This window comes from Candidatus Nomurabacteria bacterium (assembly GCA_023898645.1).
Lineage (GTDB): Bacteria > Patescibacteriota > Saccharimonadia > Saccharimonadales > Saccharimonadaceae > UBA2112.
This window is the reverse complement of sequence record CP060232.1, coordinates 1,054,674-1,079,870: the sequence shown is the minus strand read 5'-3', so window position 1 is coordinate 1,079,870 and position 25,197 is coordinate 1,054,674. Positions and strand designations below refer to the sequence as shown.

Genomic DNA, 25,197 nt, shown 5'->3' with positions numbered 1-25,197 from the left:
CTCGCAACAGGAGAAATCGACATATGTTAGATGATATGAATGTATTAAAACAACGGGATTCCGAGAATGCTCTTGGTATCGCCGCAAAGCAGTGGGAGCAGGTGCAGTTCGCTGCTGAAATTGCCGACGCCGAACATGATGGCAGACAGCTGACAAAAGTAGTTGTCGCAGGTATGGGTGGCAGTGCGCTTGCAGCACTTCTTGCAAAAGCATGGCTGGAAGAAAAACTAAAGATTCCGTTTGAGATTGTGCGAGAATATGAGTTACCAACATATGTAGACGAATCAACGCTTGTTATCGCGAGCAGCTATTCTGGTAATACAGAAGAAACAGTCGCTTGCCTGGCGCAGGCGCGTGAACGCGGCGCTCAAGTTGCCATTCTGGCAGCTGGCGGTAAGTTAATTGAGATTGCAGCGGCAGAACATATCACGCGCATTCAAATTCCAGCAGGTTTGCAACCACGCATGGCAATGCTTTTTAATTTGCGTGCACTTGGCGAATTATTAAAGCATTTTTGGATTATTTCTGACGAAATGTTAGACGAGATTACTACTGTTTCTCAGTGGTTGAAATCTGAATCAGAGAAATGGACATCGGATGTACCGACAGACAAGAATTATGCTAAACAGTTAGCGCTTCTTGCAGTAGGTAAGACGCCGGTATTTTACGGGGGACGACTAACGGGCCCAGTCGCTTATAAATGGAAAATAAGCTGGAATGAAAATGCTAAGAATCTTTCGTTTTGGAATGTTTACCCAGAGACAAATCATAATGAGTTTATCGGCTGGGCTTCTCACCCGGTTGACAAACCGTTTGTTGTTTTTGATCTCAAAAGCTCGTTTGAACATGAACGCATATTGAAGCGTTTCGAAATAACAGATAAGTTACTTAGCGGTCGCCGACCAAAGGCAATACCAGTACAATTGGCAGGTGAAACGGTACTCGGACAATTGCTGTGGGGCTGTATCCTCGCTGACTTCGCAAGTATTTACGTGGCTATACTGAACGGCGTTGACCCGACACCAGTCGATCTTGTAGAGAAGCTTAAGCTAGAACTAGCATAGATTTATTGATAATTGCGTAGAGCTTCAATGGGGTTTTTACGAGCAGCTCGGATAGCTGGATATAGACCAAAGAGCAAGCCGATCACGAGAGATACACCGTAAGCGTAAGCTATGACTGTCCAGGTGAATGCCGGGTCGAATGTAAGGAAGGTGCGGGCGATTGCAAAGGCGATGAGGTAGCCGAATAGGTAGCCGAGGAATCCACCCGCTAGACTCATAACGAGAGCTTCAATTAAAAACTGCCATGTAATGTGAGCGTTTGATGCTCCAAGCGCTTTGCGAACGCCAATCTCACGAGTGCGCTCGGTGACGCCGACCAGCATGATGTTCATGATGCCGATGCCACCAACAATCAGTGATACGGCTGCGACTGTCGTCAAGGTCGTAGCAACGGCCGCGAAGAGTTCGTTTGTTGGTCGGGCGAGTTCTTTACCGCTGAGAATTATGTAATCGTTCTCTCCCTTATGACTCATTATGAGTAGTTTGTTGGCCTGCGATAAAACGGATTGCAATATATGACTTGAAGCGGCACGAATGTCGATTTGTTGGATGGATGCTACTCCTTGGTTGAAGATTTTGCCGCTATTTAAATTTATGATGGCGGCATGATCGAAGTCTACATTATTGTAGTTTACGGGATTATTGAGACGCTTTAGTATGCCAATGACACGGAATGTCGTGCCGTGTGTGTCAAATGTTTTTCCAAGCGATTGTTCGGTGCCGAACAAATCAACCGACAATTGGCTACCTATGACCGCGGTGTTGTCTTTGGTTGTATTGTCAAAAAACTGGCCCTGTTCAAGTGGTAGAGAAATAGCGTCCTTGAGGGAAGTTGTCGTGGCAACTATGGAAGCGTCATGTGCGGTAGTTCCGTTAGCCGTTACGCTACCTCCGATGAGCATTATCGGTGCTACGGCTTCAATGCCCTTAATGGCTTGAATCGCGTCCATGTCGTGTTCAGTTAGGCTGCTTGTGATACTGTTACCAGCTAGCGTTGATGTTAGATTGGTAATTTTTGTGTCGCTGTTTGATGATTTGGGACGAATTACAGCGACTGTATTACCGAGCTGGTCGACTTGTTCGGAAATGATTTTGGTCGCACCAGCACTGAGGGATAAGATAACTGTAATACTGGCTATACCGATAGTAACGCCAACAACCGTCAACCCAGTACGGAGACGATTTGAATGCAGCGATTCGAGTGCATTGGCTATGTGGTTAGCGACGAGCAAACGCATTAAGTTGAACCTTTCTTGGATTTTGTAGTTGTTTTTTTCTTCGTTTTTGACTTTTTGCCTAATGGTCGCTTGGGTTCAGATTTTGTTTTTTTGATTCGTGGTATCTTTGTGTCACTGGCAATTTTTCCGTCGAGCATATGAATAACTCGACTCGCATATGTAGTGATGTCGGGGTTGTGCGTGACCATGATGATAGTATTGCCGCGGCGATGGATATCTGACAGTTCTTCCATGATGACGTGCGAGCTTCGACTGTCAAGGTTGCCTGTTGGCTCGTCGGCTAAGACAATCGATGGCTTGTTGACTAATGCGCGAGCAATTGCAACGCGCTGCATTTGACCACCAGACAATTGCCACGGCATGTAGTATTCACGTTCCGACAAATGAAACGTTGAGAGCATTTTGCTGGCTCGCTGTAGTCGTTTGGTTTTATGCATACCCATATAAGTTAGGGGTAGGGCGACATTTTCTATGACATTTAAACGAGGCACAAGATTAAAACTTTGAAAGACGAAACCAATTTGGCTACTGCGAATACGTGCGCGACGACCGTTTGAAAGCGTGTCAACTGATCGGCTGTCTAGATAGTAATCGCCATCATCGGCACGGTCGAGTAGACCAAGTATATTGAGCAGTGTCGTTTTGCCACAGCCACTCGGCCCCATAATGGCAATAAATTCACCCTTTTCAATAGTTAAATCTAGCCCATCTAGCACTGTATGTTCAGACTCGCCAAGTCCATACCTTTTTGAAAGGCCCTCAAGAGCAATAACTGGCGGTACGGGTTCGGCTGCCATAGGTGTTTTTATTATAGAAAGCAATGTGATGCATGTGCAACCGTAAGCGCGTGTCATTTATACAACCTTCTTGTATTTGTACAGTGTTGACCGGTGCTGTTCTTGTTGTCGTCTGTTAAAATGTTTAGAGTAACTTATTGCGACGAGGAGAGGTGTCCGAGTGGTTGAAGGAGCACGCTTGGAAAGCGTGTGTGCCAGCAATGGTACCGCAGGTTCGAATCCTGTTCTCTCCGCCAAAATAAATAACGTCCATTTGGACGTTATTTATTTTTACAGATTTGGCTCAGGACTGTGCGACAACTCACTGGCGCAACCGCGATATTGCATGAAAAAGCTCCGTAATCCTACTATTAACCTATTGTAGGATTACGGAGCGAGTCTGATTTACTCTAGGATTTACCACTCGAATTTCTTACCGATCTGTTGCCTGAACCGCGCGAGGCATTCCGTTTGACGTTATGTCTATCGCGTGCACTTACAGTACTTGGCGTCGACGGGTGAATATTGCTGGCTTGCTTCGCCGTGTCGGGACTGGTGCTCCTGACTGAGGAAGTTTGCCTATGCTGGCCATTAATCCTTGTTGGCGATGATCCGTTTCTCTTCGGTTGTTGCACTTGAACTGCTACATCTTGAGTGACTGACCTTGTGTTCGACGAATCGGACGAGGTCGGTTTGTTGAGTGCTCCAGATGATGACTTCGACGTGGTAATGGCGGGGATGGGTGGCTTAAACAATGCCGCCAACTTGTTTTTGGACTCCGCCAAACCTTGCTGAACATTCTTGATGTCTGTCTGAAGCTTTTCTTTTGATGGAAAAAGTTTGACAGTTACAGCCTTAGTCGGATAGGTTCCAGGCCCGTTTGGGACTGGACTATAGGCAGTATCAATGATCGCCTTTAGCGTGGGGTTAACGATGTCCACTATTTGCTGAGGTAGGCCAAAAAACTTTGCTACTGTCAACAGGGGCACTACATTCACAGGAATCATGATATTCGTGATCTTGCCATCTGGTGTCGTGCTGACGATATTGTTAGGCGCGTAGGGGTCTGCCTTACTATATGAACCATGTTCGAGCAGTGTGCCTACTACTGCATTCAGATCGGCAAGCAGATTAATCGGGTATTCTGGCGTACGGGCAAAGCCGTCGTACTCGTATGACACCTGATTAATCTGTGCATCACTTCCTGCCGTGGGGGTCGCATTGCCGAGTGTCACGCCTGGACCAGGAATGAAAACTCCGTTCTTCCCGATATGAGGAATCCAAACCTTTATACCAAGGTAAGCGTTGTCAACGTTCCCTTCCAGAAAGTACGTCACACTAGACTGGTTATACCCATCGTTTCGTAGTTGATCATTCGCTTGTGTGCAGACGTCTGATCCCTGCGAATGACAGGCTACCTTCACTGGCACTGATGGGTCGCCGTTCTGGGCTTGTTTAATCGCATTAATTGTACCCGCTTTTCCGATAGCGACCGACTTGTCATAGCCGATAGCGCTAAAGGTGAACAGGCCGAATGATTGTGGATATTTAACCACCACCTCTTGATAGCCTGGTAGTTTTGTTAGCATGTTGTCGTTAAGTGCGAGTGCACCTTCTAATATGTCGATAGGTAACTGCACTATTGTGCCGTCAACTCCGACTACAGTCGGTCCAGCAATTGCACGTGGGGCAATGGCTATGGCCATTATTACTGTGACAAAGAGTGCAAATATACGCTTCATGACGTAGATCATGCGATACTCATGCATTGCTACTCCTAGGAAATCGAACTGTTATCTCCGTACCAGGATTGGTACGGGACGAGTCGAGTTGCGCCGAAAAGTGGCACAATCAAAACTGGCTGAACTATAGTATAAATTTTACTAAATGTAAATAATCAAGTATTAAGTTTATCATTTATATAACTATCATTAGCGAGTAGTTACGATGTCTAAATCTTAATAAAAAAATGACGATACAATGAATTTATTTGCTCTGCTATTCCAAGCTAAATGTGACTGTAAAGCTATATGTTAAATCGTCGGTGCCTGCCTGGATGCTCGGGCTTTTTTTGGCGGTAGCGTCTGTTGAAGATGATGATACAGAGCCTTCCAAAGTAACGGGGCAAACAACACCACCGATATCGCAGCCGCCAGTGTTTGTCCCTTCTGAAACTTCAAGTACTTTGCCAAGTTTGGCGCCCAAACCACTAACTGTTTGATTTGCTTTAGTCCGAGCGTCTTTTATTGCAGCGCCGCGAGCTTTATTTTCCAGTTCCTTGCGTTTTGCAGGGCTGAATGATGCAATCGGAGTAATGTTTCCTTCTGGACTAGTTGTAAGTAAGTAGTCTTGAATCTTTTGAGCAATTTTTTTATCGTTGACCGTGATGGTTAAGCTGAGGGTTGTTTCGTTTTTGCCGGCAGTCTTGTCTGTGTAATAGACTTCCGTAGACCCGTAGTTGCTCGCATTGTTTTTAATTTGACTGTCTTTGACGCCAAGGTTCTTAAGAGTTGCGACAATCTGATCATTAAGCTTTGTTATTTCGTCGGTTGAGTTTTTGGTGTAGGACACGTTGAATTTGAACTGGTCGGGCTCGTCTTGAACAGTCGCGCTACCAGTGATGGTAATTTTACGTGAAGCAGTAGTGATTGTTGGGTCCCACGGTTTCCAGAATAGCAATAAACTAGTTAATATACCGGCTAAAATTAAGAGGTTAAGGATGCCAAAAAGGACAACCCATAACTTTGTTTTCCTCGCAGCTTTCTCCATTTCAATAGTCGTTTTCATTTAAGTTACATAATAACGCTTATGCTGAGTGATATCCAGTAAATTTTTGGTATCAAGTGGTTATTGGGGTCGCGATTATATCTTTAGAACAAAATTCGTACACCACATATAGCGTAATGTTTATTATTTACAACACTATAAGGTGTTATCAAGCTTGTGGTGAAAAAAACACAGACAAAATGCTTGAAAACCATACATATAGGGTCTAAAATGCTATGTAGACACTACATATGTAGTAGTTCAACAAAAATACACATTTTGCAAGACGGAGAGACACCGCCGCCAAATCTAATTAGATTGGGCCTCTTCTTGCATCCCCAAACGCGCACGAGAGACGCGCCGGAGTCGGGAAGTAAAGTGTAGGGAAAATTAATAAAAACTAACATTCCACCACGCGTATTACATAGTGATATGTGAGGTTAATAAAGGGGGAATATGAGCATACATGTGGTTAAACGCGATGGCACCCGCGAACCATTTGACGCCAACCAGGTCAACCTGGCATTGGTTGAAGCCAGTGAGGGGCTAAAAGACCAGATCCAAAAAGTCGTGCAAGTCGCGACAGAGTTGCAATTGACATTATTTGACGGTATTACAACCGAACAGCTTAACGAGGCCGTCATACATACGGCGCTTCAGAATGTCAAAGATGATCCAGACTATGACATTATTGCAGCGCGTTTACAGTTGAGAAGTGTGTATCGAAAGGTGCTAGGCAGCTATGCGAATACAGACGAACTGCGTAAATTGCATGTTAAGAAGTTTCCGGAGTATCTAAAGCAAGGCATTGCTGATGGTCTACTAGATCCACGTATGAGTAGCAAGACCTTCGATTTAAAGAAGTTGGCGGCGGCGCTTGATCCAGCCCGAGACGGCCTTATGCATTACCTAGGTGTCATCACTAGTCGTAACCGCTATGCGCTGCGTAAAAACAGCGGTGAGGCTATGGAAGTGCCACAATATTCTGCTATGCGCATAGCTATGGGCTTGAGTCTGCTCGAAAAAGACCCAACAGCCACGGCGTTAGAATTCTATGAATACATCAGTAAGCTCGATGCCAACCCTGCTGGCTCGACTCGTATCAATGCCGGTGGTTCGTTTCCACAGCTTTCTAACTGCTTTTTGTTCGATATCGAGGATGATATGGAAGCGATTGCTCGCGGTATCCGTGACACAATGTGGATTGCTAAGGGCACGGGTGGTATCGGTATAGGCGTTACGAAACTACGTGCAGCCGGTAGTCCGGTCAAAACGACTAATAGCGAGTCGACGGGCCCTATTCCATTTATCAAGATGCTCGATACGGCATTGTTCGCAGTCAGTCGCAAAGGCAAAAAACAGGGTGCAGCTGCCATATTCATGGAAAACTGGCACTTGAACTTCCCGCAGTTTTTGGATTTGAAACAAAACTCTGGTGATCCGTACCTACGGACACGTATCGCTAATACGGCCGTTATTTTGAGCGATGAGTTTATGCGTCGCGCACAAAAAGACCAAGATTGGTATTTGTTTGATCCTGCCGAGACTCCGGATTTGGTTGAGCTTTATGGTGATGCATTTGCTAAGCGTTACAACGAGTACGTAAAACTTGCGAAAGCAGGTAAGCTTCGTGACTTTACAAAGGTTAATGCTCGCGAACAATACCGCCAGATTCTTACCATCTTACAAGCAACCAGTCATCCGTGGTTAACCTGGAAGGACACCATGAACGTCCGTGCACTTAACAACAATACCGGTACGATTCATCATAGTAATTTGTGTACTGAGATTACACTTCCACAAGACAAAGACAATACTGCCGTCTGTAACTTGTCGAGTATCAATTTATCCGTACACCTGAAAGAAGATAAAACGTGGGACTGGGATCGTCTAAAGAAGGCAGTTCGGATTTCAATTCGTCAGCTAGACAACCTTTGTGATTTGACTAATACACCGATTGAGCAGGCTATGCACTCAAACTTGCAGAATCGTGCCGTAGGCTTGGGTATTATGGGCTTTTCTGATGTGTTGGAAAAATTAGGTCACAGTTATGAATCAGAAGAAGCATACGATTTGATCGATCAGTTGTGTGAGTTCATTAGTTATCATGCCATCGATGCTAGTGCCGACTTGGCAAAAGAACGCGGTAGTTACCCGACTTATAAAGGTAGTAGCTGGAGTAAGGGTATATTACCAATAGATACACTTGATACGCTCGACCTCGATCGTCACGTTAAAGTTGATGTCACTCGGAAGAAACGTTTGGACTGGGAGAAGCTACGACCAAAGGTTAAAAAGGGTATGCGCAATGCTACTCTTATGGCTATTGCACCTACGGCAAACAATGCGCATGTATCTGGGACGACCCCTGGGATTGATCCGCAGTTTGCACAAATCTTTAGCCGTGCGACGTTAAACGGTAAGTTCCTAGAAGTGAACACTAATTTGGTTCATGACCTAAAGAACCTAGGTATTTGGGAGCAGGTAAAAGATGACGTACTTCGTTTACAGGGTGATGTACAGCAAATTGAGGCAATTCCGCAACACATTAAAGATGTCTACAAAACAAGCTTCCAGCTAAGTCCCTATGCATTTATCGAAGTTGCCGCCAGGGCGCAGAAGTGGGTTGATCAGGCTATAAGCCGCAACATGTATTTGGAAACTCGTGACATTGATGAGTACGAAAAGATATACGCGACAGCGTGGAGGAAGGGACTGAAAACAACTTACTATCTACACGTTAAACCGCGTCATACCGCCGAACAGAGTACCGTGAAAGTGAACAAGGCCGAGACGTTATCAGGCAGTGGCCCACGCAAAACAGGCTTTGGCTTCGCGAAAAAACAAACAGTTGGTGAAGGAGCCTAAATATGACGGGTGATAAATGAGAACGAAAAACCAAAGAAAATAAAGTAAAAAGGGTATAAGGGGAAAAGCAATGAACGCATCAAACATTATCGAAGAAAACATGACACTGCAGCAGAAATTAGACGCTATTGACGCGGCTATGAGGGCTGCTCAGGATCAGGCTCAAGAAGAAGCTAAGGCAAACGGTACTATTGCTGCACCACTTGATCCAGCTGAACTTACTATGTGTGAAGGTTGCCAATAGGCTTAAGGTTGGTTCATTATGGCACATCTGTTTAAATTAATCAGGAAAGGACTTCAGAGTTATCATGGCAGGCATTCTCGGCACTGGTATCCAGGACGGATTACTACTTAAACCAGTTCACTATAAGTGGGCGATGGACTTGTACGATCAAGCGGTTGCTAATACTTGGTTTCCAAATGAAGTCCAGCTTGGTCAGGACTTAGCTGACTGGAAGAAAATGAGCGACGAAGAACGGCACGCAGTAACGTTCTTGATGAGCTACTTTAATCCAAATGAGTTATTGGTCAATAAGGCACTGGCGTTTGGTGTATACCCTTACGTTAACGCAGCAGAGTGCCACTTGTATCTTGCAAAACAAATGTGGGAAGAGGCAAATCACTGCATGAGTTTTGAATATGTCCTAGAGACTTTCCCAATCGATCGCGAAGCATCATACGCGGCGCACGTGGAGACGCCGAGTATGGCGCGAAAAGAAGAATTCGAGACGAAATTCATCAAACGTATGACCGAGGAAACGCTCGACATTACCACAACCGAAGGTAAAAAAGACTTCATCCGCAACATGATTGCGTACAACATCATCCTTGAGGGCATCTGGTTCTACAGTGGCTTTATGGTTGCGCTCAGCTTCCGTCAGCGTAATTTGCTACGTAACTTTGGTACGCTCATTGACTGGGTTGTTCGCGACGAATCATTGCATCTAAAGTTTGGCATTAACCTGATTTTAACGGTGCTTGAGGAAAACGAAGACTTGCAGACTGAAGAGTTTGCCGATGAAATCAAACAGATGATTTTGGACGGTGTTGAAATGGAAGAACAATACAACAAAGACTTATTGCCAAACGGCATCTTAGGTTTGAACAGCGACTACATCAACCAATACGTTAAGTATTTGGCTGACCGTCGACTGGAAGAGCTTGGGTTTGATGCACACTATAACGTCGGTAATCCGGCTAAATGGATGGCAACGGCAAACGACACCTTGCAGCTAGTTAATTTCTTTGAGGCTACGAACACTTCATACGAAGTAAACGGCGCGAAAAAAGACTAAAATCCCGACGAAACTAGCGCGTTAATCGCTAATAGAACGAAAGTGGGTAAGTGATGGTACTACGAGTTCGACGAGTCTTGGCATTGCTTGGACCCGCGTTCGTGGCAGCGGTTGCTTATGTCGATCCGGGTAACTTTGCAGCTAATTTTAGTGCTGGTGCTAAGTACGGCTACTCTTTACTATGGGTGTTAATAGTGGCCAACCTAATGGCCATGATGGTTCAATATCTAAGTGCAAAAGTCGGGTTAGTAACGGGTAAAAGTTTGCCTGAGGTCATTGCAGAAAAATTAGGGCGCAAAAGTCGGATTGCGTACTGGTTTCAGGCCGAGTTGGTGGCGATTTCTACTGACATTGCCGAAGTAGTTGGTGGAGCAATTGCACTCAATATTTTATTCGGCTTACCGCTGCTTGTAGGCGCGGTTATCACCGGAATTATAAGTATGTTACTACTGCGTATTTATAGCACGCAGGGTCAAAGGATATTTGAACGAGTTGTGGTGGGATTGCTTATGGTGATTCCATTAGGATTTGTCGTTGGACTGGTTATGCGGCCGCCAGATACGAGTGGGTTGTTGGCGGGAATGGTGCCGCAATTACATGGCACAGATATGTTGCTTTTGGCGACGGCAATGCTTGGAGCAACAGTTATGCCGCATGTAGTTTATCTACACTCGGCCATGAGTAGAGATCGCCATGGTAAAAAATGGGGCGATGAACTGAAGCATTTGTTGCGCGTGACCAAAGCGGACGTAGGCGTTGCCATGGTGATTGCCGGTGGAGTGAATATTTCCATGCTGCTCTTAGCTGCCAGTGCACTACGCGGCCTGCCGGGTACAGACACTTTAGATGGAATTTATAAGGTGTTGAATACGGATTTATCGAGTCTGGTAGGCGCACTGTTCGGTCTTAGTTTGTTAGTATCGGGCTTTGCTTCGACTGCAGTGGGCGGCCATGCTGGTGCGGTGATTATGGAGGGTATGCTGCACAAAAAGGTCGCGTTACACTGGCGACGTCTCGTTACGATCGTACCTGCGATTTTCATCGTGGCGATTGGTGTTGATCCGACGTTTGCACTCATTATTTCTCAGGTCGTGCTGAGTTTTGGTATACCATTCGCGCTCATACCGTTGGTTCTCGTGACGGCAAGCAGGCGCATTATGAAGGAAGGCGTCAATCATCTAATTACTACCTATATATTAGGCACTATAACGCTGTTAATTATCGTGTTGAACTTTGCTCTTATATGGCTGACGCTGTTTAGTTAGATCCTGTATATTCATAGGAAAGTCCGAAGTATGTTTAACAAAAAGGAACCTTATAGAGGTTATGAAAGTCCTATATACTATTGTTATGAAAATATACGTAGCATCTCGATTCGAGGGGACGGATAATAAGGGAGAAGTCGAGGCACTTTGTAAAGCCGTTCGAGAGGCAAAGTTGGTTGACTTTAGTTTTGTGCGCGATGTTGAGAACTACAAACAAACATTTGACGACGAGCAGTCGCTCTGGGGTAGGGTAGACGATGAAATCACTGCATGTAATGCGATTCTTGTTGATGTTTCGAATCGCCCTTCGGGAGATAGACTGATTGAGGCTGGCATTGCCTACGCTAAGCATATGCCGATAATTATTGTAAGGAGGAGAAATGCTGCGCACAGTAGCGTACTAGACGGTATTGCATCTGCAAAAATAGAGTATGTTGACTATAAAGATCTTACTTCGCAGCTGCATGCATATGAATCGGAGCGCAATTTTAGCGTCAATGATCGTGTTACAACTCTTGTTGCGGTTGTCTTGGTTGGTGTGCTGTTTGGCGCGGCCGTGGCGCAGGTATATATACCGTTCGGTTTTCTCGCCTCTGTTCTTTATTGGCTTGTTGTTCGTTGGCTATTTCCAACCATGCGTTCATTTGACCGAGTTGTCGTATATATACCGCTTGTATTTATGTGGCTAGGTGTTACATATGTATTGTCGCCAATCTATATGCCTCTCGCGATTGCTTGGTTGTTAGGTTTTTGGATCGTCGCAATTGCAATTCTGAGAAATATCAAGTTTTCACTGTAATTTAAGCAAGCAACGTATAATGAGAAATATATGAAATCAACACTCGTTATCTTTGGTATTACCGGTGACCTTGCGCAACGTAAATTACTACCTGCGCTTACTAATGTTATTGATGCAGGCAAATGTGAAGACTTGCGTATTATTGGCGTTTCGAGACGACATGTAGAGCAATTTGAGATACTCGGTGAGCACCACGAGCAATTGGCTGGTACGACATCGTTGTATCAGATGGACTTGGAGAATGCTGCTGATTATTCAAAACTGCGCGAATATATAGATGCAGATGATGATGAGCAGGTGCTGTTTTATCTTTCAGTTCCACCAAATTCGGTTGCGAATATTATAGAGAATCTAGGCCAAGCAGGTTTAAATGGACAAAAGAACAAGTTATTACTTGAAAAACCATTTGGTAAAGATCTAGTTAGTGCTCAAGAAATGATTGATCATACTGCAAAGTATTTTCATGAATCGCAGATATATCGCATAGATCATTTTTTGGCCAAAGAGATGGCGCAAAATATCGTCGCCTTTCGGGCGCGAAACGCTATTTTCGCTCATTTATGGAACAATCAATACATTGAGAATATAGAGGTGCTTGCACTAGAGTCAATTGGTATTGAAGGCCGAGCGACGTTTTATGAACAAACAGGTGCTCTTCGAGATATTGTACAGGGTCATCTAATGCAGCTTTTGGCGCTGGTTCTATCACCTTTGCCAGACGATCTGGATTGGGATAACCTCCCAGAACGACGCTTGACGGCGCTAGAAGCGGTTGCGCCAGTTGATCCTGCCAAGAGTTACCGTGCTCAGTATGAGGGGTATCGTGCAGAGGTGAGCAATTTACAAAGTATGGTGGAGACCTTTGTGACTCTTGAACTTCAGTCAGATGATCCGACGTGGCATGGCGTACCACTGCTACTCACTACAGGAAAGGCGCTAGACAGCAAAAAAACTGAAGTGCGTGTACGCTTTCGACGAATCAATGAAAATCAAAGTGATTTTTTGATTTTTAAGATTCAGCCTAATGAAGGTATAGAGATTGATCTTGTTACGAAAAAGCCAGGCTACGATCAGGAACTTGAGCATCAGAAACTGAGCTACATGTATCCGCCCGATACACGTTTACCAGATGCGTACGAACGGGTGCTAGTAGATGCGATAAACAGTCGTAAAAGTTTGTTTGCTACAAATAGCGAAGTACTACGTGCTTGGGAGATTTTAGCGCCGCTGCAAGAGGCGTGGAAAAGAGACGAAGCGCTTAAAATATACACACCTGGCACTAACGCAAAAGACATAATTAACGGATAGTGAAATAGCACAAGCTCTTGACTTTTTGTCAATAATTTAGTAAAATATTACTATTATTGGAGTTTAAGAGTATATATGTCGCAATCCGTTGAAACATATTCACGCGCTTCTGCGGAAGAGTGGAGAGAAATCATTGCAGCCCCTCATGAAGACGGGGGTAGAGACGGTGCGTTACCTCAAAGTGATGAGATGACTCCAGGCGCTGATGAAGCAATGGAACGACCGATATACACAGCGGGTAAGTTCCGAGAGGTAGCTCGTCATCTTGAGGCATTGCTTCGACATAATCCACAAGCAGAATTTGATGCTGCGGAGTGGCTTAATAATCCTGACGGTGATGATAGTAGTGCACTGTATGCGCGTACGCTCGACGGGCTTGGTGAGGATGAGTCCAAACCTCTTAATGATGAAGAACTACAGGTGTTCAGCCATCTGATAGCTGAGGCGAAATTAAACGAAGATCAGCTAAAGGCACACATTAATCAAAAGAAAGAGCGCGCAAGCATCGAGCCGGAAAATATTCGTGAGGCGCGCGAATATCAGGAAGAAAAGCGTATGGAGCTAGCCGAGCTATACGCTAAGCGTCAAAAGCGTATGATGGGTGTTGATTTTATGAATTCCTATTCCAATGTAGGCAAGCAGGCGCTACATTTTACGCTAGCTAAGCAACGATACGAAGCCGCTACGCAAATGCGTATAGCACAAGAAATCAATGGTGGCCATTTTGATTCATATGAGGCTATGGACAACCATATCGCCATGAGGACAATTCAATTAGCTCATGAACTGACAAATAACATTACGATGAACTACGGCAAAAATAATCGACTGCTTGGAAAGGCGATTAACTTCATGGCAGGCCGTAAAGAAAATGGTGAGCCGGAGACTTCTAGCGCGAAGAAATGGGGTAGGCGTGTATTGTCATACGGCATTATACCTGGTGCATTTGCAGTTGGTACGGTTGCAACTGGTGGCTCACTAGCAGTCGTTGGTGCTGCTGGCGTATGGACTGGTGCAAAGGTATATAGCGTATTCGAAACAAAGCATCGCCAGGAGCGAGCTCAGCGTACCAAGGGATTGTTATCATCAAAGGTAGTTAAATCACGAATTAATAACACGCTTGACATGAAATTGGATCCACAGGACCAACATGGCGAAAAATTCGTCAAATTGAACGAATTGGAATTGGTTGGATCTAAGATTGGTCGCGCCGTCTGGGCAATTACAAACGCAGTTGAGGAAGACACCACTGAACAACAGAAGAAACGATTAGTTCGCGTGCTCGGTAGCACCGCTGCTGGGGCTGCTATCGCTTTTGGTGGGCATTACCTCGGGGCATGGCTACATGGAAACAATCCAGATGCCGGTTCTGTTCAGAGTGAAGGCGCGCACCCCAATGGTATCGATAGTACTCAACTACCTCAAACTACCCCAGCAAATCCGAATATTTCAGGTGGTCTTAGTACTATTTCCGCCCATAGTAACGAGGGCTGGTATGAAGTAATGAAAGATATGAATATTAACGCCGCTCAGCGTCAAGATATTTTGCTACGCGCTGCACCTGCGTTATATAAGTACCACCTCGCGTATCAGATGCCTGATGGTCTTCCGGGTATACCAAGTGTTGGCAATATACCGAAATTAGCTGTTGATATCTTGAATTACGCTGCCGGTCGCTAGTCTGGCACACCGCCATACAAAGTGGTACAATGAAACCCCATGGGAGAGACTTCAACTGTGGGTAAAAATCAGAAATTTATATTTGTTACTGGTGGTGTTTTGTCCGGAGTCGGCAAGGGTATAAGTGCGGCTAGTATAGGTGCCGTTCTTCAGGCAAAAGGCATGACAGTTTCAATTCAAAAGTGTGACCCGTATCTCAACGTAGATGCGGGGCTTTTAAATCCGGCGGAACATGGCGAATGCTTCGTAACAATAGACGGTGCCGAAACGGACTTGGATTTAGGCCATTATGAGCGATTTCTTGACATAGAGTTGACACAAAAAAATGCTACTCTTGCTGGTCGTTTGCTACAAAATCTTATCGCTGACGAAAGAGCGGGAAAGTTTGGTGGTAAAACTGTACAACTTGTTCCACATCTGACGGGATCAATACAGGACGCAATACAGGATGCGGCTGATGGAGCGGATATGCACATAGTGGAAATTGGCGGAACCGTCGGTGATTACGAGGGGCTTAGTTTTATCGAAGCCATACGTGAATTTGCATCACGTGTTGGTCGTGAAAATTGTTTGTATGTTCATGTTGTTTACGTACCCTTTATTGGCACGAGTAAGGAGTTTAAAACGAAGCCGGCGCAGAATGCTCTCAATGATTTGCGTGGATTCGGCATTGTTCCAGATGTAGTCATTGTGCGTACTGACGAGCCAGCTCCTGCAAGTGTGGCGAAAAAAATCAGTTTGTTTAGTGGCGTCAGTGAAAATTCAGTCATTTTACTCCCTAATGCATCAACAGTTTTCGAGGTGCCACTATCGATTGCTGGAAGTGGTATTAACGGCGTATTGAGTCGTTTTACTGGCGATACAACAAGACCCAACTTAAACAAGTGGAAGAAAATCGTTCAGGCGCAAAAGAAGCAGCACGAAAAAACCGTAACTGTAGGTTTGGTTGCGAAATACATGGACAACGAGGACACGTATATCTCTGTTTTAGAAGCACTCAAGGCCGCTGGGTGGCATGATGACGTAGCAGTAGATATAAAGTGGATTAATGCCGAAACGGCCACATACAGAGACTTTCAGAAGGTTGATGCGCTTTTGGTGCCGGGTGGTTTTGGTGGACGAGGTATTCCGGGTAAAATCGCTGCGGCAACATATGCCTTGAAGCATAAAAAACCGTATCTCGGACTATGTCTTGGTTTACAGTTAGCTGTAGTAGCAGCAGCACGTCGTGCTGGCCTTGACGACGCCAACAGTACTGAATTTGATGCCAAAACTTTAAACAACGTTGTTTATATCATGGAAGGACAAGAGGGTAAGGAGTCGACCGGAGGTACGTTACGTCTTGGAAATTATGAGGCAAAACTGGTAAAAGCAAGTGTCGTAGCGAAGACATATGGAAAAAATACCGTCGTTGAACGCCATCGCCATCGATATGAGGTTAATCAGTCATTCGCAGATTACCTCAAAAAGGGTGGTTTGATCATAAGCGGAACATCACCAGATGGCAAGTTGGTTGAGTTTGTCGAAGGAATTGACCATCCGTACTTTGTCGGTACTCAGGCTCATCCGGAGCTAAAGTCACGCCCTAACCGTCCGCATCCACTGTTTGTCGGTTTGATAAGAGCTGCCTTAAAATAGTGATTTTCAGTGTGATCATTTCTATTTATTGACAATAATAAGCGTAAGTGCTATAGTTTAACTGTAAAGGAAACATACAAACATGTCGGAAGACCAATCAAACGAACCAGTAAACTATCATGACGACAACCGTGTATTAAGGTATGTACTCAAGAACGTCAAAGGTACCAGCCCGGTATCTGGTGGTGTACTCGGTGAAACTCTCGAGGAAGAATACAGATCTGCAGAGGAAGAAGCGCAGTTCGGTCAAGAATTCGACTTCGAAGCAGACGTCTAATCTTAAAATCTTGTATAATAGTGGGCAATGGATACAAAAATTGCTCGGCTTATTCAAGAAGAATTCGGTGTTGAAACAAGCGTACAATTGTCGCGACCTGAACCACAGTTCGGTGATTATGCTACGAATGTCGCCCTGCAGCTTGCAGGTAAATTAAGTAAACCACCACGAGAGATTGCGGAGCGCATAGCTGAGAAGTTACGAGCAAGCGGCGAATTTACAGAGGTAAATGTGGCAGGTCCTGGATTTATAAATATCCGCTTAAGCGGAGAGGCTCTTTTGGATTTGACGCGTGATGAGCCGATTGCGAATCGGGCTGGTCAGAATATTGTTATCGAAACGAATAATCCAAATCCTTTTAAAGCTATGCATATCGGTCATGCATTTAATGCAATTTTGGCGGATACAATTGCCAATCTTCTTGCTGTCGACGGAGCACAAGTCCATCGGGTTAGTTACCACGGGGATGTTGGGCTTCACGTGGGTAAAAGTATGTACAGCTTGCTACGTTATGTAGATGGCGACTCTTCGAAGCTTAGTCAAATTCCTGAGAAAGACCGCAATACGTTTATGTCACGAATGTACGCGGAGGGATCGAAGGCTTACAAAGAAGATGAATCAGCGAAAACGGAGATTAATAAGCTTGCTCAGGAATCGTTTGCACCAACATCGGACCTATATAGTCAGGTTTATGACACATGCAAGGCTTGGAGCTTTGAGCAGATTGACACTATTGTTGCGCAACTTGGTAATGTGCCGATTGAGCGACGTTTTTTGGAAAGTGAAGCGGATCCGGTAGGAGTTGAAACGGTCAAAAGACATGTCCCCGATGTATTTCAAGAGTCCGACGGAGCACTGATATTTAAGGGAAGTGAATATGGGTCATTCGATAATGCCTTTGTGGCAGGTAATGGCAGCGGACTTTATGGTGCACGTGACTTAGGTCTCATGCAGCTAAAAAACAATGCGTATCATGCGGAAAAAAGCTATATTGTCACCGGTGGCGAGCAGCGAGATTATTTTAAGGGTGTGATAGCGGCCGCTGAGCTATGTATTCCTGAGTTAAAAGATGTAACAACTAATATCGCGACCGGCTTAGTCAAGCTGGCTACGGGTAAGATGAGTAGTCGTGATGGTGATGTTATTGAAATCGGGTGGTTGTTTAATCAATTTCGTGAGGCAATCAGAGAGCGTGGAGGTGAGCCTACTGACGAAATTATAGCGGGAGCTTTGAGGTATCAGTTTCTGAAAGTAAAGATTGGTGGCGATGTTGTATTTGACGTAAGCGAAGCCGTTAGTCTAACGGGTAATACGGGTAGTTATTTACAGTATGCTTACGCAAGAGCAAAAAGTATACTTGGGAAGATTGAAGGCAATATAACGAATCCTAAGGAAGTGAACGAGGAAGATCGACCACTTATTCGAAAACTGAGTGAATATCACGAAGTCATACAAGTCGCTACACGATCTCTTGAGCCGCATCATATATGTACTTATTTATTTGAATTGGCGCAAGAATTTAATCGTTATTATGAAAAGAATCAGGTTGTAGGTGATGAGCACGAATTACATAGAGCTGGTCTTGTGGCGCTGTATGCGGACACGCTGAAAGCTGGCTTGATGATATTAGGTATTGCTGCGCCTGCGAAGATGTAGCACAGTAAATATAACCTTCCTTGATACCAGTTTGCGCAGTCAGCCATCCTTTACTGTCTGAAAGAATCATATACAATACAGGTATCATTAGAAAATGGAGAAATCCCATGTCAAACAATAAACCAAGTAAGCGAGAAATGGTGTCGGCAGCTAAAAGGCATGCCGCAAATAAAGCTCGTGCGGCAAAAGATAAACGTGTAGTAAGAGGTGTTAATAGGCAGGCTGTTAGTTTCGTTGATTTTATACGTGATCGAGGCATCGTAGGTATGGCAATCGGACTTGCAATCGGTACCGTCGCTAGTGGGACAATCAAGACGCTTGTTGAGAGCTTTATAACGCCACTTGTACGATTTATTGTTGGATCACACGGTAGACTCGAGGCAAGTTATTGGCATATCGAGTTGTGGGGACGCAAAGCTGATCTTTTATGGGGCGCTGCGCTGTCCTCTCTGATTACACTTGTCGCAACGATTTTTGTCGTATATGTATTAGTTCACATGGCTGGACTTGATCGTATAGACAAGAAAAAAGACTAAACAAGAATTATAATAGTTTTATGAAGATTGATAGATCTGAAAGTGAATGGCAAGATGAGCTGACACCTGAGCAGTATCATGTACTTCGAGAAAAGGGCACGGAACCTGCCTTTAGTGGAGAGTACGATAGCGTTTTTGATGTCGGTACTTACAGCTGCGGGGCATGCGGTACGAAATTATTTGAAAGTGACAAGAAATTCGATGCGCAGTGTGGTTGGCCGAGTTTTTATGACGCTATACCAGGCACCGTTGTATTAACGGAAGATAATTCACTCGGTATGAGACGTACTGAAGTGAAGTGTGCAGCTTGCGATAGTCATTTAGGACACGTTTTTGAAGGAGAGGGCCTAGGCGTGCCTACGGACCAACGCTACTGCATAAATTCTCTTAGCCTCAAATTCCATCCTGGTAAATAGCAAAGGCCTGTATAATGGTCGTATGACAAAACATGCGAGACTGCTGTGGATGGATCTGGAAATGACAGGTCTTGATCCGGTTGAAGACCGGATATTAGAGGTTGCAGTAATTGCAACTGATTGGGATTTCAATGAAATTGCCACGTTTGATGCAGCGGTAAGAGTTGAGCCGGACTTATTTGCTAAACGAATCGAATATGCACCAGATTTTTGGAAAAAGTTTCCAACGGTAAGAGACTCATTGATTGCGCAGAATAATTCTGATAGTGCAAAAGACGCTCGTGTTGTTGAAGGTATGCTTTTGGAATTTATTGCGGAGCATTTCAGTGACGACAAGCCAGTATTGCTTGCGGGAAATTCGATCCATCAAGACCGTAAGTTTATTGATAGTGAATGGAACAATCTAAGCAAGCGTCTACACTATCGTATGCTGGATGTTAGTGCATGGAAGGTTGTATTTGATGGTAAATACAACAAGAGGTTTGCAAAACCAGAGGTGCATCGTGCACTCGACGACATACGAGGCAGCATAATGGAATTAAAATATTATTTAGGTAAAGTACGCGTATGAAGCATAAAGAAATAGAAGATTTTCTACTGCAGTTCCCTAAAGTGTGGCTAGACTATCCATTTGGTGAAGGAACGGCTGTCTATAAATACGGAGATAAGCCAGATGGAAAAATTGTAGCAATTGTAGCGGAGGACAGTACTCCTCTGCGTGTTAGCTTGAAGTGCGATCCGCTGTTAGCTAAGCACTTACGAGAGAAATATGAAAGTGTGTTGCCCGGGTATCATTTGAACAAGAAGCACTGGAACACTATCATCTGCAGTGGTCAGTTGACCGAAGAAGAAGTGTTCGATCTTGCTCGCCATAGTTATCAGCTAGTTAGCGATACAGTGTAAATTTTCTATTAATTTCCGTCGTCGACATAGGAATTGAAACTTTTATGTATGAGCGCTAAGTTTGCACTGGTGCTATTTGCGTAATCACGGATAGCTTTGGCTTTACTGTTTTTTCCCATGGCATTGAACAGAACAATTAACTTTTCGGTTTCGGAAGACATCGTGCTGGCGTAAACGCGGTCTAAAACCGCATTCAGTCGAGCGTCATCAAATTTTGCGTTAAGATTATCAGATAACGTCTTTTCACTTGCGACCATCGTTTTGTCATATTGCGATTTTTTTACACCTGCTTCTTGCAGAAGTGTTACTGATTGGTGCTGACTATCGGTAATCCAAACCTGAAAGGTGCTATTAGCTGTCGATAGGTTGTTGCTCTTTAGGTTTGGCTGGACCTTTTTCGCGGTAAGAGAGAGATTGTTTAATCGGACCGCCAACTGCTGGAGATCTGCCGTGTTATCGTTGCCACTGAAGGCGATAATTAGGCTAACCGCGAGTACGAAAACGCCAATCATCGCAAAGAATATTTTGCCGAAGCTACCGCTAAAAAACGAGGGTCTTGGTGGCGGCGGTGCGATTGAATCAAGATAGTTCGGATCGTACGCTAACGGCTGAGGTGTATCATAGCCTGTAAGCGGCTGAGGGGCCGCCGGCTGTACCGGTGGCTGGGGCGGTGTTTGATTTGGTTGTTGGTTTGGATCCATTGTATATCCATTTAAGCATAATAGAGATAAACATGAAAGAGCCCAGAGGTGGCTATTACGGTAGCCTCGGGCTATAATAATGGCATGCAGGATGCCAAGGAGGAAGTACGATCTCGGCTTAACATCGAGGATGTTATTGGTGAATATGTTCCACTGAAACGTTCAGGTAGAAATTTCAAAGGACTGAGTCCTTTTTCAGGCGAAAAGACACCTAGTTTTTATGTCAGTCCAGACAAACATATTTGGCATGATTTTAGTTCTGGAAAGGGTGGGGACGTATTTAGTTTTGTAATGGAAGTTGAGGGGATGGATTTTCGTCAGGCACTTGAACTTCTGGCTCGACGTGCAGGCGTTGACCTGTCGCTTTATCAGAGTAGTGGATCGCAAGATTTAGCGAAGCGTAAAAAACGGCTTCTTGCTGCGAATGAATTGGCAGCCACGTACTATCAGCAAAGCTTACTACGCAATGAACATGCACAGCAGTATGTCTTTAAAAAACGAGGATTGAATAAAAAAGTTGTACAGGATTTTAAGATAGGATATGCACCGGATAGCGGGGATGCACTGACAAGTTTTCTCAAGAAAAAGGGATTCACCCCACAAGAGTTATCAGATGCCGGACTAACAAATCGATATGGCGGAGATTTGTTTCGAGGACGTATGATGGTGTCGCTTATGGACAGTACGGGTCAAGTTGTTGGATTTACGGGCCGAATAATTAATGATGATCCTTCAGCTCCGAAGTACCTAAATACGCCACAAACACTTTTATACGACAAAAGTCGTCATGTTTTTGGATTTTCTCAGGCAAAGGAGGCTATTCGAAAAACGGACTACGTTGTCGTAGTAGAAGGAAATTTAGATGTAGTCAGTAGTCATCAGGTTGAAGTTAGTGAAGTCGTGGCGACGGCTGGGACTGCTTTGACGGAACACCACTTGCGAGCACTTGGTCGCTTGACACCACACATTCGTTTGGCATTTGACGCCGACAAGGCTGGTCTGGCGGCAACAGAACGCGCTATACCCATTGCACAGATGGTGGGCGTAGAATTGACGATTATCAGTTTACCAAATGATGCCAAGGATCCAGATGAGCTTATTCAACGTGATGTTGCATTATGGAAAGACGCTATAAATACAGCTCAACCGGTAGTCGATTGGGTAATTGCACGGTTTGCAGAGCGCGAAAAACTAGATACTGCAGCTGGCAAGAGAGCATTTACGACAGCGGCCTTGAATGTCGTTAGAGCGCTTAGCGATCCGGTTGAACAGGATCACTATCTTTCCCAAATAGCTAAAATGACTGATACAACGCGTGATGCATTGATACGCAAGCTTGCATCAGTTAAAGACGAGGTAAAGACACAAAAGGCAATTAAAAAAACAAAACAAGTCATTGAAGAACCGCGTGATGAGCCTGATCGTAAACAGGATACATTACTGGCTGTTGCATTGGTTGATATACAGGTACAAGATTTATTTACGGGTATTGACTCTTCGATTTTTCGCGGGAAGGAGCGTCGGGCAGTTGCAACGTATCTAGCTGAGAACGAGAAGAAGAAGGTAGAGTCTATACCGGTAAGCTTGGAAGCCTACGAAAAATATGTTACGATGTTATTATTACATCCCGACGTAGATAATGTGGATTGGAGCAGTGAGAATCGAGTTGCCACTGCTACAGACGTTCTACGATCGTTGCAAGCAAACTACCAAAAAACGAAAAAAGAACAATTGATACAGCAAGAGGCAGCCGCGAGGGAGCGGGGGGATGATGCTGCCGCAGGGGATTATTTGCGCCAACTAAGCATACTTATAAAAGGAGAGAAATGATGCCAGAAAATAATGATGACGATTTGCACCTAGCCGACGATCAAACTACTGATAACGATACGGAAGTTGTGTCTAAAGACCTGAGTGATATCGAGGAGCCAGTGCTCGATGATCTTGTCGAAGAAGAGGAAATTGATGATGAGGCACTTAGTAACAGTCAGTATTTGGATGATATTAGCGACGATAGTGTACGACTTTACCTACGTGAAATCGGTAAAATTCCATTGTTAACTTCAGAGGAAGAGCTGGAATTAGCCCAAAAGGTTGTGGCTGGCGATAAGAGGGCTAAGGACAAAATGGCTGAAGCTAACATGCGTTTAGTCGTATCAATTGCAAAGCGTTACAGCGGTCGCGGATTGGACTTTTTGGACCTAATTCAAGAGGGTAATACCGGTTTGCTCCGTGCTGTAGAAAAGTTTGACCCAGACAAGGGATTTAAATTCAGTACCTACGCAACTTGGTGGATTCGCCAGGCGATTACACGTGCTATCGCAGACCAGGCTCGTACAATTCGTATACCTGTACACATGGTAGAGACGATTAATAAACTTCTGCGAACTCAGCGTCGCATGACACAGGAGCTTAATCGTGAACCGACCATTGAAGAGCTTGCAAAAGAGTTGGAAATGGAACCGGAAAAAGTTGAGTATGTCATCAAGATTAAGCAGGATATCACATCGCTTGACGCCGGTGTGGGTCGTGACGGTGAGGACGAAGATAGTGTACTTGGCGACTTCATAGAAGACGAAGACGGTAAAACACCGCAGGATTCTGCTACCGAGCAGTTGCTCAAAGAACAGGTTCAGGCCGTACTGTCGACACTCTCAGATCGTGAGCAAAAGATTATCAAAATGCGCTTTGGCCTAGAAAATGGCAAAAGTCATACACTTGAAGAAGTTGGACAGGAATTTGCTGTCACACGTGAGCGTATTCGTCAAATTGAAGCAAAGGCATTGGCCAAACTGCGTAAGCATAAAGACGCCAAAAAACTACACGAGTACTTGAGTTAAATGAAGCTACCGCAAATCGTAGGCATTTCGGGTACGAACGGCGCAGGCAAGGATGAACTTGGCAAGCTGCTTGAGGAACGGTGCGGATATAGCTTTCATAGTGTCAGCGAATTATTGCGTGAAGAACTGATACGTACCGGCCAATCAGTAAATCGCGAAAATCAAGCTGAATTAAGCAAAAAATGGCGAAACGAATCCGGCGATAACGGCATTATGTTTACCAAGGCTATGGACGTTTACTTTGCTGAGAAGGATGCTAAAAACCATAAAGGACTGGCACTTGTTAGTATTCGTCATCCCGACGAAGTTAAACGAGTCCATGAACGTGACGGAATAGTGGTGTGGGTTGATGCTGATCAGCGTATGCGATATGACCGGCTGCAGCAAAGTAACCGTGGACGCGATGAAGATCGGATTTCATTTGAACAGTTTAAAATTGATGAATATCGGGAGATGCATCCGCCGACTGATGCTCCTTCGGGATCGCTCGATATGAAATCAGTACGTGAACTTGTTGATGTTGTCATAGAGAATGACTTTTTGTCACTAGATGCCTATCGTGATTATCTGATAAAAGAGTTTGAACTCTAGAAGTCGATAAAACGTAACAGTTCATCAATTTGCGTGTGAAGCTGTTCTTGGCTGCTGTTGTTTAGGATAGAGTAATCAGCAATTGCGATGACGCCACCCTTACCGAGGTTTTCGATTTCATCGAAATCTCTTTCATAAGCTTCATGTTCGGAAAGTGGCCGTTCTGTACGGTTGGCAAGACGACGCATGCGAATATTGCGGAATGGCGTTAGCGAAACAGTTATTAGCTCGCCAGGAAACTCATGTTTTAATGTTCGGTATGCGTCCCATCCGCCCATGCCGTCAACTATAATACGTCGTTGTCCGGCATTGATGAGATCTTTGATTTGTTGAACGATGCGCTGTACGACAAGGTCTTCACCGTTTTGGCGTAATTTGTCACGCATCATTTTTTCGTTTTCCAGTGTAAACTCTAGCCCCTCGTCATTTAGTGCGTTCACAATGACGCTACCAAAATGAACCTTAGGGTATCCGCGTTCTATAAGGTAGCTTGTGGCTGCTGATTTTCCGGATCCGTCGAGGCCGACGAATGCGATGATTTTTGCATTTTGTTCTGACATTATTCCAATTGTATCAGAAA

General features: G+C 44.7%; 24 protein-coding genes and 1 tRNA gene. 19 read left to right on the top strand and 6 right to left on the bottom strand.

Translation table 11 applies throughout. The annotated features are described in order from the left end of the window. Positions 1-23 precede the first annotated feature (23 nt). On the top strand, positions 24-1,064 hold the full coding sequence (locus H6797_05680) for a bifunctional phosphoglucose/phosphomannose isomerase (protein USN96524.1): 1,041 nt from the start codon (positions 24-26) through the stop codon (positions 1,062-1,064). Positions 1,065-1,066: 2 nt separating this feature from the next. Here H6797_05680 and H6797_05675 read toward each other — a convergent pair whose 3' ends face one another. Both H6797_05675 and H6797_05670 read right to left on the bottom strand, forming a co-directional pair. After that, positions 1,067-2,302, bottom strand: coding sequence for an ABC transporter permease (locus tag H6797_05675; protein USN96523.1), 1,236 nt, complete (start codon positions 2,300-2,302; stop codon positions 1,067-1,069). Next, positions 2,302-3,099, bottom strand: coding sequence for an ABC transporter ATP-binding protein (locus H6797_05670; protein USN96522.1), 798 nt, complete (start codon positions 3,097-3,099; stop codon positions 2,302-2,304). Before H6797_05670 ends, H6797_05675 begins: the two co-directional genes overlap by 1 nt. Before the next feature lie 146 nt (positions 3,100-3,245). Between H6797_05670 and H6797_05665 the strand changes: the two genes are divergently transcribed. After that, positions 3,246-3,335 (top strand) — tRNA-Ser (locus H6797_05665). A gap of 153 nt (positions 3,336-3,488) precedes the next feature. Here H6797_05665 and H6797_05660 read toward each other — a convergent pair. Both H6797_05660 and H6797_05655 read right to left on the bottom strand, forming a co-directional pair. Next, on the bottom strand, positions 3,489-4,847 hold the full coding sequence (locus H6797_05660; GenBank protein USN96521.1) for a PE-PPE domain-containing protein: 1,359 nt from the start codon (positions 4,845-4,847) through the stop codon (positions 3,489-3,491). A gap of 229 nt (positions 4,848-5,076) precedes the next feature. Then, positions 5,077-5,865 carry an SIMPL domain-containing protein gene (locus H6797_05655; protein ID USN96520.1) on the bottom strand — a complete coding sequence of 263 codons (789 nt, stop codon included), beginning with the start codon at positions 5,863-5,865 and terminating at the stop codon, positions 5,077-5,079. Between the two features lie 435 nt (positions 5,866-6,300). On the opposite strand from H6797_05655, the gene H6797_05650 reads away from it, so the two are divergent. The 14 genes from H6797_05650 to H6797_05585 all read left to right on the top strand — a co-directional run bounded on the left by H6797_05650 (position 6,301) and on the right by H6797_05585 (position 20,485). After that, a complete protein-coding gene (locus H6797_05650) occupies positions 6,301-8,712 on the top strand; it encodes a ribonucleoside-diphosphate reductase subunit alpha (GenBank protein USN96519.1) in 2,412 nt (803 codons plus the stop codon). A gap of 70 nt (positions 8,713-8,782) precedes the next feature. After that, on the top strand, positions 8,783-8,956 hold the full coding sequence (locus H6797_05645; GenBank protein ID USN96518.1) for a hypothetical protein: 174 nt from the start codon (positions 8,783-8,785) through the stop codon (positions 8,954-8,956). A gap of 64 nt (positions 8,957-9,020) precedes the next feature. Beyond that, positions 9,021-10,007: a ribonucleotide-diphosphate reductase subunit beta gene (locus H6797_05640; GenBank protein ID USN96517.1), complete on the top strand. Its 987-nt coding sequence runs from the start codon at positions 9,021-9,023 to the stop codon at positions 10,005-10,007. Positions 10,008-10,060: 53 nt separating this feature from the next. Further along, positions 10,061-11,272 carry an Nramp family divalent metal transporter gene (locus tag H6797_05635; protein USN96516.1) on the top strand — a complete coding sequence of 404 codons (1,212 nt, stop codon included), beginning with the start codon at positions 10,061-10,063 and terminating at the stop codon, positions 11,270-11,272. Between the two features lie 85 nt (positions 11,273-11,357). After that, entirely contained in the window at positions 11,358-12,071 is a 714-nt protein-coding gene (locus tag H6797_05630) for a hypothetical protein (GenBank protein USN96515.1), read from the top strand. Positions 12,072-12,101: 30 nt separating this feature from the next. Continuing rightward, entirely contained in the window at positions 12,102-13,379 is a 1,278-nt protein-coding gene (locus H6797_05625; GenBank protein ID USN96514.1) for a glucose-6-phosphate dehydrogenase (NADP(+)), read from the top strand. Positions 13,380-13,454: 75 nt separating this feature from the next. Continuing rightward, positions 13,455-15,059: a hypothetical protein gene (locus tag H6797_05620; GenBank protein ID USN96513.1), complete on the top strand. Its 1,605-nt coding sequence runs from the start codon at positions 13,455-13,457 to the stop codon at positions 15,057-15,059. A 39-nt stretch (positions 15,060-15,098) separates the two neighbouring features. After that, complete coding sequence (locus H6797_05615; protein ID USN96512.1) at positions 15,099-16,697, top strand: CTP synthase; 1,599 nt, start codon at positions 15,099-15,101, stop codon at positions 16,695-16,697. An 82-nt stretch (positions 16,698-16,779) separates the two neighbouring features. Beyond that, positions 16,780-16,974: a hypothetical protein gene (locus H6797_05610; GenBank protein USN96511.1), complete on the top strand. Its 195-nt coding sequence runs from the start codon at positions 16,780-16,782 to the stop codon at positions 16,972-16,974. Positions 16,975-17,001: 27 nt separating this feature from the next. After that, positions 17,002-18,630 carry an arginine--tRNA ligase gene (argS, locus tag H6797_05605; GenBank protein ID USN96510.1) on the top strand — a complete coding sequence of 543 codons (1,629 nt, stop codon included), beginning with the start codon at positions 17,002-17,004 and terminating at the stop codon, positions 18,628-18,630. A gap of 107 nt (positions 18,631-18,737) precedes the next feature. Next, entirely contained in the window at positions 18,738-19,166 is a 429-nt protein-coding gene (locus H6797_05600; protein USN96509.1) for an MscL family protein, read from the top strand. Positions 19,167-19,186: 20 nt separating this feature from the next. Next, the gene (msrB, locus tag H6797_05595) at positions 19,187-19,582 is read left to right on the top strand and encodes a peptide-methionine (R)-S-oxide reductase MsrB (protein ID USN96508.1); all 396 of its coding nucleotides are present in this window, start codon (positions 19,187-19,189) and stop codon (positions 19,580-19,582) included. A 22-nt stretch (positions 19,583-19,604) separates the two neighbouring features. Next, positions 19,605-20,153 carry an oligoribonuclease gene (orn, locus tag H6797_05590; GenBank protein ID USN96507.1) on the top strand — a complete coding sequence of 183 codons (549 nt, stop codon included), beginning with the start codon at positions 19,605-19,607 and terminating at the stop codon, positions 20,151-20,153. Then, the gene (locus H6797_05585) at positions 20,150-20,485 is read left to right on the top strand and encodes an MmcQ/YjbR family DNA-binding protein (GenBank protein ID USN96506.1); all 336 of its coding nucleotides are present in this window, start codon (positions 20,150-20,152) and stop codon (positions 20,483-20,485) included. Before orn ends, H6797_05585 begins: the two co-directional genes overlap by 4 nt. Positions 20,486-20,493: 8 nt before the next feature. Here the strand turns inward: H6797_05585 and H6797_05580 are convergent, their stop codons facing one another. Continuing rightward, entirely contained in the window at positions 20,494-21,186 is a 693-nt protein-coding gene (locus H6797_05580; protein ID USN96505.1) for a hypothetical protein, read from the bottom strand. Between the two features lie 84 nt (positions 21,187-21,270). Here H6797_05580 and H6797_05575 point away from each other — a divergent pair, with 84 nt between their 5' ends. From H6797_05575 to H6797_05565, 3 genes are read left to right on the top strand one after another with little or no spacing between them, the layout of a single operon-like run. Further along, positions 21,271-23,016 (top strand): DNA primase, encoded by a 1,746-nt coding sequence (locus H6797_05575; protein ID USN96504.1) that lies wholly within the window; start codon positions 21,271-21,273, stop codon positions 23,014-23,016. Beyond that, entirely contained in the window at positions 23,016-24,026 is a 1,011-nt protein-coding gene (gene rpoD / locus H6797_05570; GenBank protein ID USN97113.1) for an RNA polymerase sigma factor RpoD, read from the top strand. Before H6797_05575 ends, rpoD begins: the two co-directional genes overlap by 1 nt. Next, positions 24,027-24,617 carry an AAA family ATPase gene (locus tag H6797_05565; protein ID USN96503.1) on the top strand — a complete coding sequence of 197 codons (591 nt, stop codon included), beginning with the start codon at positions 24,027-24,029 and terminating at the stop codon, positions 24,615-24,617. Here H6797_05565 and H6797_05560 read toward each other — a convergent pair. After that, positions 24,614-25,177 (bottom strand): AAA family ATPase, encoded by a 564-nt coding sequence (locus H6797_05560; protein USN96502.1) that lies wholly within the window; start codon positions 25,175-25,177, stop codon positions 24,614-24,616. The two genes, H6797_05565 and H6797_05560, sit on opposite strands and share 4 nt — an antisense overlap. Positions 25,178-25,197 lie beyond the last annotated feature (20 nt).

Excerpts from the sequence above, each read along its gene's own strand:
- H6797_05680 (USN96524.1), top strand. The coding sequence starts at position 24 with ATGTTAGATGATATGAATGTATTAAAACAACGGGATTCCGAGAATGCT.
- H6797_05675 (USN96523.1), bottom strand. The coding sequence starts at position 2,302 with ATGCGTTTGCTCGTCGCTAACCACATAGCCAATGCACTCGAATCGCTG.
- H6797_05670 (USN96522.1), bottom strand. The coding sequence starts at position 3,099 with ATGGCAGCCGAACCCGTACCGCCAGTTATTGCTCTTGAGGGCCTTTCA.
- H6797_05660 (USN96521.1), bottom strand. The coding sequence starts at position 4,847 with ATGCATGAGTATCGCATGATCTACGTCATGAAGCGTATATTTGCACTC.
- H6797_05655 (USN96520.1), bottom strand. The coding sequence starts at position 5,865 with ATGAAAACGACTATTGAAATGGAGAAAGCTGCGAGGAAAACAAAGTTA.
- H6797_05650 (USN96519.1), top strand. The coding sequence starts at position 6,301 with ATGAGCATACATGTGGTTAAACGCGATGGCACCCGCGAACCATTTGAC.
- H6797_05645 (USN96518.1), top strand. The coding sequence starts at position 8,783 with ATGAACGCATCAAACATTATCGAAGAAAACATGACACTGCAGCAGAAA.
- H6797_05640 (USN96517.1), top strand. The coding sequence starts at position 9,021 with ATGGCAGGCATTCTCGGCACTGGTATCCAGGACGGATTACTACTTAAA.
- H6797_05635 (USN96516.1), top strand. The coding sequence starts at position 10,061 with ATGGTACTACGAGTTCGACGAGTCTTGGCATTGCTTGGACCCGCGTTC.
- H6797_05630 (USN96515.1), top strand. The coding sequence starts at position 11,358 with ATGAAAATATACGTAGCATCTCGATTCGAGGGGACGGATAATAAGGGA.
- H6797_05625 (USN96514.1), top strand. The coding sequence starts at position 12,102 with ATGAAATCAACACTCGTTATCTTTGGTATTACCGGTGACCTTGCGCAA.
- H6797_05620 (USN96513.1), top strand. The coding sequence starts at position 13,455 with ATGTCGCAATCCGTTGAAACATATTCACGCGCTTCTGCGGAAGAGTGG.
- H6797_05615 (USN96512.1), top strand. The coding sequence starts at position 15,099 with ATGGGAGAGACTTCAACTGTGGGTAAAAATCAGAAATTTATATTTGTT.
- H6797_05610 (USN96511.1), top strand. The coding sequence starts at position 16,780 with ATGTCGGAAGACCAATCAAACGAACCAGTAAACTATCATGACGACAAC.
- argS (USN96510.1), top strand. The coding sequence starts at position 17,002 with ATGGATACAAAAATTGCTCGGCTTATTCAAGAAGAATTCGGTGTTGAA.
- H6797_05600 (USN96509.1), top strand. The coding sequence starts at position 18,738 with ATGTCAAACAATAAACCAAGTAAGCGAGAAATGGTGTCGGCAGCTAAA.
- msrB (USN96508.1), top strand. The coding sequence starts at position 19,187 with ATGAAGATTGATAGATCTGAAAGTGAATGGCAAGATGAGCTGACACCT.
- orn (USN96507.1), top strand. The coding sequence starts at position 19,605 with ATGACAAAACATGCGAGACTGCTGTGGATGGATCTGGAAATGACAGGT.
- H6797_05585 (USN96506.1), top strand. The coding sequence starts at position 20,150 with ATGAAGCATAAAGAAATAGAAGATTTTCTACTGCAGTTCCCTAAAGTG.
- H6797_05580 (USN96505.1), bottom strand. The coding sequence starts at position 21,186 with ATGGATCCAAACCAACAACCAAATCAAACACCGCCCCAGCCACCGGTA.
- H6797_05575 (USN96504.1), top strand. The coding sequence starts at position 21,271 with ATGCAGGATGCCAAGGAGGAAGTACGATCTCGGCTTAACATCGAGGAT.
- rpoD (USN97113.1), top strand. The coding sequence starts at position 23,016 with ATGCCAGAAAATAATGATGACGATTTGCACCTAGCCGACGATCAAACT.
- H6797_05565 (USN96503.1), top strand. The coding sequence starts at position 24,027 with ATGAAGCTACCGCAAATCGTAGGCATTTCGGGTACGAACGGCGCAGGC.
- H6797_05560 (USN96502.1), bottom strand. The coding sequence starts at position 25,177 with ATGTCAGAACAAAATGCAAAAATCATCGCATTCGTCGGCCTCGACGGA.